The sequence below is a fragment of the Nostoc sp. UIC 10630 genome (assembly GCF_010747425.1).
GTDB lineage: Bacteria > Cyanobacteriota > Cyanobacteriia > Cyanobacteriales > Nostocaceae > Nostoc.
On record NZ_JAAGOG010000268.1, the window covers coordinates 1 to 8,995 of the forward strand.

Annotated in this window: 7 protein-coding genes; all 7 read left to right on the forward strand. The window is 43.9% G+C overall.

The annotated features are described in order from the left end of the window. A partial coding sequence (locus G1O98_RS39525; RefSeq protein ID WP_207794524.1) for a hypothetical protein occupies nt 1-186 on the forward strand: 186 nt, incomplete at its 5' end. A gap of 105 nt (nt 187-291) precedes the next feature. Continuing rightward, a complete protein-coding gene (gene topA, locus G1O98_RS34330) occupies nt 292-2,952 on the forward strand; it encodes a type I DNA topoisomerase (protein WP_163938150.1) in 2,661 nt (886 codons plus the stop codon). A 539-nt stretch (nt 2,953-3,491) separates the two neighbouring features. Beyond that, complete coding sequence (locus tag G1O98_RS38865; RefSeq protein WP_012410890.1) at nt 3,492-3,632, forward strand: hypothetical protein; 141 nt, start codon at nt 3,492-3,494, stop codon at nt 3,630-3,632. 7 nt (nt 3,633-3,639) lie between these two features. Then, complete coding sequence (gene aroQ, locus G1O98_RS34335; RefSeq protein WP_163938153.1) at nt 3,640-4,107, forward strand: type II 3-dehydroquinate dehydratase; 468 nt, start codon at nt 3,640-3,642, stop codon at nt 4,105-4,107. A gap of 112 nt (nt 4,108-4,219) precedes the next feature. Further along, on the forward strand, nt 4,220-5,158 hold the full coding sequence (locus G1O98_RS34340) for an ADP-ribosylglycohydrolase family protein (protein ID WP_163938156.1): 939 nt from the start codon (nt 4,220-4,222) through the stop codon (nt 5,156-5,158). Between the two features lie 601 nt (nt 5,159-5,759). Next, nucleotides 5,760-8,453 carry an HD family phosphohydrolase gene (locus G1O98_RS34345; protein ID WP_167306235.1) on the forward strand — a complete coding sequence of 898 codons (2,694 nt, stop codon included), beginning with the start codon at nt 5,760-5,762 and terminating at the stop codon, nt 8,451-8,453. Between the two features lie 96 nt (nt 8,454-8,549). After that, nucleotides 8,550-8,995: hypothetical protein (locus G1O98_RS34350; protein ID WP_202985847.1), on the forward strand; the 446-nt coding region annotated here is incomplete at its 3' end.

Sequence of the window (8,995 nt, forward strand, 5' to 3'; positions counted from 1 at the left end):
CTTCCCCTGCTTCTATTCCCCATTCCCAATTCCCCAAATTTTAAAACTGTAGTCGCCAATTATGCGTTAGATAAGTTAAAGATTGAAATAGCTGGAAATTCACACCCAGCGTCGCCTTCTCTATCCTTTGGGACAGACTGGGCCACAAGTTCAGGGGATTTTCTCCCAAGCAGACAGTTTATGTGAGGATTAAATCACCGCCCTAAGCACGACCTTTTATCTTGACAATTTGCAAAAATTACCTCAATTTGACTGTTTAGCTTAGTAGCTATTCTTTTTATTGAAATTTCCATGTCAACCCTCGTCATCGTCGAATCTCCAACCAAAGCTCGTACCATTCGCAACTACCTGCCAGCAGGCTATCGGGTGGAAGCGTCTATGGGTCATGTGCGTGACTTACCCCAGTCGGCTAGTGAAATTCCTGCTGCCGTCAAGGGGGAAACATGGGCGCAGCTAGGGGTAAATGTGGACGCCGACTTTGAACCGGTATATGTTGTCCCGAAAGACAAAAAGAAAATTGTCACCCAGCTTAAAGAAGCCCTTAAAGATGTAGATGAACTGATTCTGGCAACGGACGAAGACCGGGAAGGTGAAAGCATTAGTTGGCATTTATACCAATTGCTGAAGCCGAAAGTTCCGACTAAGCGGATGGTGTTTCACGAAATTACCCAAGAGGCGATCAAAAAAGCTCTGAAAAACTGCCGCAATATCGATGAGCAGTTGGTTCGCGCTCAAGAAACGCGGCGGATTTTAGATCGACTCGTGGGTTATACCCTGTCTCCTCTGCTATGGAAAAAAATCGCCTGGGGATTATCTGCTGGGCGGGTGCAATCTGTAGCTGTGCGGCTTTTAGTCACTAGAGAACGCCAACGCCGGGCTTTCCATGAGGGTACATACTGGGATTTGAAAGCCAGTTTGTCAAAGGAAAAAATGCCCTTTGCTGCTCAGTTGGTAACATTGGCAGGAACCAAAGTTGCTAACGGCAGTGATTTTGACGCAACAACTGGACAAATTACCGCAGGTCGCAATGTCTTGTTGCTCAACGAAGACCAAGCCGTAGCCCTCAAGGAACGCCTAACCGGGAAAACCTGGAGTGTTACCGAGATGGAAGAACGCCCAGTGACGCGCAAACCGTCGCCACCGTTTACCACTTCGACCCTGCAACAAGAATCTAACCGGAAACTGCGCCTCTCAGCCCGTGACACGATGCGGGTTGCCCAGAATTTGTACGAACAAGGGTATATTACCTATATGCGGACAGATTCGGTGCATTTGTCAGATCAAGCGATCGCAGCGGCTCGGAGTTCTGTAGAAAAGCTTTACGGTCAACAATACCTCAGTCCCCAACCCCGGCAATACACCACCAAATCCAAAGGCGCACAAGAGGCGCACGAAGCAATTCGTCCAGCCGGTAGCACCTTCCGCACGCCTCAAGAAACTGGTTTGGGCGGTCGAGAACTTGCCGTTTACGATTTGATTTGGAAGCGGACTGTCGCCTGTCAAATGGCTGATTCCCGCCAAACTCAAATTAGCGTGCAATTGCAAGTTGAGGATGCTGGATTCCGTTCTTCTGGCAAACGAATTGAATTTCCTGGATATTTACGTGCTTACGTCGAAGGTTCAGATGACCCAGAAGCAGCACTGGAAGACCAGGAAGTAATTTTGCCCAATCTGAAAGTGGGAGATCATCCGAATTGTACAGATTTAGAAGCAGTTGGCCACGAAACTCAACCGCCAGCTAGATACACCGAAGCTTCTTTGGTGAAAACCTTAGAAAGTGAAGGTATCGGTCGTCCCAGTACCTACGCCAGCATTATTGGCACCATCATCGACAAAGGTTATGCCCATTTGGTGAGTAACGCTCTCATTCCTACCTTCACCGCTTTCGCCGTCACCGACTTGCTGGAAAAACATTTCCCAGACATCGTTGATCCCAGTTTCACCTCGAAGATGGAGCAAACCCTTGATGACATTGCCACAGGTGAAGCGAAATGGCTACCCTACTTGCAGAAATTTTATCTAGGAGAAAAAGGGCTGGAAACCCTGGTAAAAGAACGGGAAAGTCAAATTGATGCCACCACAGCTAGGACTGTAGAACTGGAGAATCTAGATGCCAAAGTCCGTATTGGTAAATATGGCCCCTACATTGAAGTTACAAATGGTGAGGGGGTAATCACCGCCTCAATTCCCAAAGACTTGACCCCAGCCGACCTCGACCCCAAACAGGTAGAGGTTTTGCTGCGACAAAAAATCACAGGTCCTGACCAGGTAGGTCGGCATCCCGAAACTGGCGAACCGATTTATGTGAAAATTGGTGCTTATGGGCCTTATGTCCAATTGGGTGATAAAACCGACGAAAACCCCAAACCGAAACAAGCTTCTCTACTCAAGGGTGTCACCCCAGAAACTGTTACCCTGGAAATGGCTGTTGGTCTGTTGGCACTACCCCGGACATTGGGAGTTCACCCAGTGACAGGCAGCAAAATCCAAGCAAGTTTGGGACGCTTTGGCCCTTATGTGGTTCATGACCAGGGTAAGGAAGGGAAAGATTACCGTTCCCTTAAAGCTGCTGACAATGTATTGACAATTAGCCTAGAACGTGCATTAGAATTATTGTCCGAACCCAAAAAGGGACGTAGTTCCACCAACAGCAAGTCCAAGGCAGCCTTACGCGAATTGGGCCCACATCCAGAGGACGAGGAAACAATTAACATCTACGATGGCCCTTATGGTCCTTACATCAAGCATGGCAAAACTAATGTGAGTATCCCAGAAGGTCAAACTGTAGAAGATATAACTCTGACTGAGGCGCTTAACTTATTGGCAGCTAAGGCATCGACAGCGAAATCGACTCGCAAAACGACTAAATCAACGACTTCCAAATCTAAGTCAACTGCTAAGTCAACTGCTAAGTCAACGTCGGCTGCGAAAAAGAAAGTCACAGAAGGCTAACTGTAAGTCAACTGATTTTGGATTTTGGGTCGCATCTTTGGTGCGCTTCCAGCGCAACTTAGATTAAAAGAATTTTGGCGTTCATACCCCGATGCCACTTGCTTTATGCCGGAGAACCCGTCCACCGCAGTGGCTCCCTCTTGTAGGCGAAATAAATCTAAAATCTAAAAGACGCTCCTACGTCGCTCAAAGCGTACTCCTACGGAGAAACGAGCTACGCGTAGCGTCTCGTAGAGAAGCCATGCCGCAGGCTTGACGCTACGCTATCGTAAATCTAAAATTCGTAGTCAAGAGTCCAAAGTCCGATCTTTAAACTCTTGACCCTTGATATTTATCCTTGATAGGATGCAGTTCTCTAGGTTGCAAGTGTGATACTCTAAAAAGTAAGGGAGAACACAACGCCAAATTTTAGAAGTGGCTTATGTCCCAAATACGGGATTGTGTCTGTGCCCGGTTGGAAGCCAGAGGTACGACAATGTGCCATTTTCTGCGTACCTGTTAATCAAAATTTGAGGTAGTATCTCAGGAGCATTCAGTTCATGGACTATATAGAAAAGGTGCTGGAAAAGCTTAAGGAATTAGCACGCAGGCTGATTGAGAGCCTGTTAGGGCCAGAGGCTGAACCGGAACCGGAACTGATTCCGATTCCTGTAAACGATCGCTCGCGTCGTCGCCACTAGAGCCAAAGTGCTGAACTCGACATCACAACCCTTAAGCATTCTGGCACTGCATGGGCCAAACTTGAATTTGCTAGGACAGCGAGAACCAGGAATTTATGGTTCGTTGACACTAGCTGAAATTAACCGCCTGTTAGAAGAAGAAGGATTCAAGTTACAGGTGAAAGTTTTTCCCTTGCAGTCAAATCATGAAGGAATTTTAGTAGATACTATTCATGAAGCATTAGGACAACATCAAGGAATTTTGATTAATGCCGGGGCATATACTCACACAAGTGTGGCATTGCGAGATGCGATCGCGGCTGTTAACTTGCCCACAGTCGAAGTACATCTGAGTAATATTTACCGCCGGGAAGATTTTCGCCATCATTCGTACATCGCCCCAGTTGCGATCGGGCAAATAAGTGGTTTTGGTGTTCAAAGTTACTTGTTGGGCTTACAAGCTTTGGTAAATCATTTAAGAAAAAATGAAACGTAAAGAATGAAAAATGAATCGATTTTAGAGTTTAGATTTGGAATTAAATTATTCAATCCCAAATCTAAGTTACGCTAGAAGCGCACCAAAGGTGCAACCAAAAATCCAAAATTCTATGCGTTACTCTCCTATAAGTCGATTTAGAGGTACTTTCCTTGGAGCATTTCTGGGGGGAAGTTTAACATCTGATGGTAAAATACAGTCTCAGAGTTACCTAGATTTAGGCAGAATGGCGATTCTGGGTACTGAGAGTTTAATTAACTTGGGTAAATTAGATTTAGATGATTGGATAGCGCGTCAGCAGCAAGAATCTCTTCATTTAGCAGCTGATGATATATCGATAAAAATAATTATTGCCACACTACCAATAGCACTTTTTTTTCACGAAAATCCGATTAAGCTGCGACAAAATTTGCTGCGTGTACTAAAAATCTGGGAAGATGATCCAGTAGTAAGGGATGGAACACTCGCGGTAGCTTATGCGATATCTCTTGCTCTAACTGAAAAACTCGACCCTCTAACCCTCATCCCACAAACAATTTCTTTTCTTGGTGAAACACCGACATACATACCAAAAAAATTATTAAAAGTCCAGAATTTATTAGGGCAAGGGGCGGGATTGTCAAGGGCGCAAGCTGAGTTTGTTAAGGAAGAAAAACTCAGTAACACTATTGCTATGGCATTTTACTGCTTTTTGAGTACCTTAGAAGACTTTCGCCTTGCGGTTTTGCAGGCTACTCACAATGGCAATTCTAAAGTGCAAGATGCTACATCTCTAAGCTCACAGGCTACAGGTGCAATTACTGGTGCTTTATCAGGAGCATATAACGGTATAGGCGGAATTCCTGTAAATTGGCAAGTCTTGCTCTTGCAAAGGAATTCTCCAGCATGGGGATTAACTAGCTTTTCCCAAATGTTAAAATTGACCGATGCATTTGTGGCGGTGTGGTCAGGAGTGTATGATATTGACCTAAATCCCAGAGAGTTAACACAGGGATGTGAGGAGGCTTTGCTTTCAGTTTACGCAGCTCCCCGCGTTATTCGATCGCGTTAATTTTATTTTCACCGAGAAATGGTGCGGGTACTAAACTCTCAAAATTAGCTTGTTGAAGAAGAATTCAGAAGTCAGAATGGGCTAAACCTTAGCTAAACCTTAGCTATCCGCTAACAGGAGTCAGAATCAAGATGTTCGCAGACTCGCTCTAAGCGAAGTCATGCCGTAAAGCCTGCGGCATAGCTACGCTTAGGGCGCAGCCTCTCGTTCGCGTTAGCGTCTCTGAAAGAGAAGAGAAGGCTTTACGCTGCGCTATCCGCTTTTTTGTGACGCTCGTAGACTCGCTATCGCTGCGCTATCAGAATTCAGAATGAATTCTGACTCCTGACTCCTGTTCGATAAAACATAATAGGACAAGCTTGAATTAAATCCAGCTACCATCTCAATTAACTAGACAAGGGGCTTTTGCCCATTGCTATAGTGTACTAGTCTTATATACTAGAACTTTTCAGCCAACCTCAGACAGATTCTGTCAGTAGCTATTGTGGCAAATCAGCTTTAATTAGCCTCCGTCACCGTAGTTGCAACAGTAGCAGATGAAATTTCCCTGATGATTGTCTTTTTTTTGAGCTATCAAAGTAGGCAATTGCAGGCAGAGATAATGAAAATGCAGGAATTTTTGCAGTTCTTAACCCAGCAATTGACTCACTGGCGGCGACAGTACAAAGGACTACGCCGTAAAGGAAAGTTAATGAGAAGTCCCAAAAGTAAAAGCGATAGAAAGCAACTTTTAAGGACTTTCCAGAAGAATGTAATCTTATTTTTATCCAAAAGCAATGACAAAAGCGCTCGTCGAAAACAAGAAAGAGTGCTCCAGTCAAAGGCAAAATCGGTAACAACTAAGAGTAGTATTTATTCAGTCTGTTTAGATTGGGTGCATGAACACCGCTCCTTGGGAATTTTAGCGATCGCAATATTATCCCTTACAGGCGTTATTGGGCAAAAATTATACAACCAAACTCAACTGCAAGTAGGGCATCCCGCGCCCCAAACCATTACAGCGCCTTATACAGCTAAAATCGAAGATCAGAAAAAAACAGAAGCCGAGCGCAAAGCCGTCAGTAGAAGCTCCTTACAAGTGTTGATGCTGGATGCGCGAATGAACGAACAAATCAACGAAAATTTGCAACAACTTCTAGATGATGGTAACGAAATTCGCGTTGTTGCTGGAGCTTTTCCTTTTTTTGATTCTGTAGTTTTGCCCATCTCTACCCAGCGTTACCTCCGCTCTTGTAATGACTCAGAATGGCAAGCGGTACAAGCTGCCGTAGAAAATAGTAAAAATCAGCAGAAGAAAGAAACAGGACAAACCACCTCATCCCGTCCATCATCTATAGCTGCACCCAATCAGGAACACCAACCGCGCACAACACCACAGAAAACAGAGCCAGTTGATTTTTCTCAAAGTACTGATTTTACTCAAGCAGTTGCAGAACTAGAATCTTACCGCCTCACAACTTCTGAAAAAAACTTGTCTTTACTGATTGCCCAAATTTCCCAAACACGCAAAAGATACACTGAAGCGACTACCAAACTTTTACAGTTAGAGACTGTTACCCCAGAAGCAGTATACGAGGAATCATTCCTTTTGGATTTGTCAGATGTGGAGTGGGAAAAAACACAAATGGGAATCCATCAGAGTGCAGAGCGGATTCTTACCCAAGGCATCCCACAAGGACTGCCAAAAAATATCTTACAGGATGCGGTGAGTTTACAATTGCAGTCCCTTGTACCAGAATCCGCCGAACCTTTGGCAAAGAACCTGTTGTTAGCTGTACTCAAGCCGAATCTGCAAAAAGATGAAGAAGAAACGAGAGTAAACGCTCAAAAGGCTGCTGCTGGAGTGCCACCTGTAATGGAAGAGGTACGGCATGGTGAGGTAATTGTCAAAAGAGGAGTGCAAATTACTACATGGAACTTAGAGGTGCTGGAGCATTATCGCCTGGTTCGCCGAGAGGTAAAATGGCGGGGGTTGTTGAAGTTAGGAGGCTTGATTTCGATCGCCATTGGCATTTTTGTCTGGGTAGAACGCCATGTTGATTATGAATTACGACAACGCGATCGCCTATTAGTTTTATTGCTAACTCTAAGTGTGCCAGGATTGGTGACAATGGGATTGCCTTACACCACTTGGAGCGCCCTTGGTTTATTGTTGGGAAGCTTCTACGGCCCGACTTTAGGGTTAACAGTTGTTGGACTGTTGTTGCCGATATTAGCTGTTATCTTGGATATGAGCAAAGTTGCGCTTTTAGCTGGTGCTGGTGGGGCAATATTAGGTAGTTACATAGCGCAACGATTGCGATCACGTGAAGAATTGGCATTATTAGGGCTTGCGATCGCTTTAACTCAGGGCGGCATTTATCTGGTTGTTAAAATCTTAATTGGTCAAGCATTTGGTTCAACCTGGTATATCGTCCTCCGAGAAGCCGGGTTTTTTGCTTTATCCGGTTTAGGCTGGAGTGTTGTAGCTTTAGGGTTGAGTCCTTATCTCGAAAAAGTTTTCGATTTAGTCACTCCCATCCGTTTAGCAGAGTTGGCTAACCCTAATCGGCCCTTATTAAAACGACTCGCTACAGAGACTCCTGGAACTTTTCAACACACGTTATTTGTAGCTACCCTTGCCGAAGCTGCTGCCAAAGAACTAGGATGCAATGTTGAACTAGTTAGGGCTGGAACATTGTACCACGATATTGGTAAAATGCACGACCCACTTGGATTTATTGAAAATCAAATGGGGGGGCCGAATAAACATGATACAGAGATTAAAGACCCTTGGAAGAGTGCAGAGATTATCAAAAAGCACGTAACTGAAGGGTTAGTGATGGCGCGTAAACACCTTTTACCGACAGCGATTCAAGCTTTTATTCCAGAGCATCAGGGAACGATGCTAATTGCCTATTTCCATCACCAAGCCCAGCAAATGGCTCAGGAAGATCCAAGTTTGACAGTAGACGATGCAGATTTTCGCTACGATGGCCCGATTCCCCAATCACGGGAGACCGGAATTGTGATGTTAGCGGACTCTTGCGAAGCAGCGTTGCGATCGCTGCAAGCATCGGCTAAATCTGTGGGAGAGAAGCGATCGCTTAAAGATGTCTCCACCGAACAAGCTTTAACAATGCTGAATAATATCCTGCGTGCGAAATGGCAAGACAATCAACTCGTTGATTCAGGATTAAAACGGGAAGAGATGTCACAAATTGCTCAAATATTTGTAGATGTTTGGCAGCAATTTCATCACAAACGGATTGCTTATCCGAAGTTGAAGGCTAGTAACACTGTGCGGAATTCGTAATGCGATGTCTATGACGGGCTATGACGCTCGTTCGCGCATTAATCCTATAGACACTCTATACAGTTAGCAAATGTTACACAAATAAAAATTATTTATATGAGAAATACTATCAAAAGTTCAATTTTCAAAAAACGTAAGTTAGTATTTTTATTGCCACTAACAATATATTTAATATGGATATTGATTATAGATTTATATGGTGTAAATATTCCGATATTAGATCAGTGGAAAGTAGGGGGTGAACAAATAGAAAGTTTTTTCAACAATCAATTATCTTTTGCGGTACTTTATAAACAACATAATGAAAGTAGAAAGTTAATTCCAAATTTAATATTTGTTATTCTTGCAGGTATTTTAAAAGAATGGAATGTGAAAGCAGAAATGATCATAGGATTACTTTTTGCTTTCCTCATGTCAGTCCTGATTTATTTATTGTTGTTGTTAACCAATAAAAGTTTTTATAGAAATATATTTCTGCTAATAATTTATGATTTTTTATTATTGTCACCGTCCTCTTTTAGTAGATGGTTGCGAGGTATCAC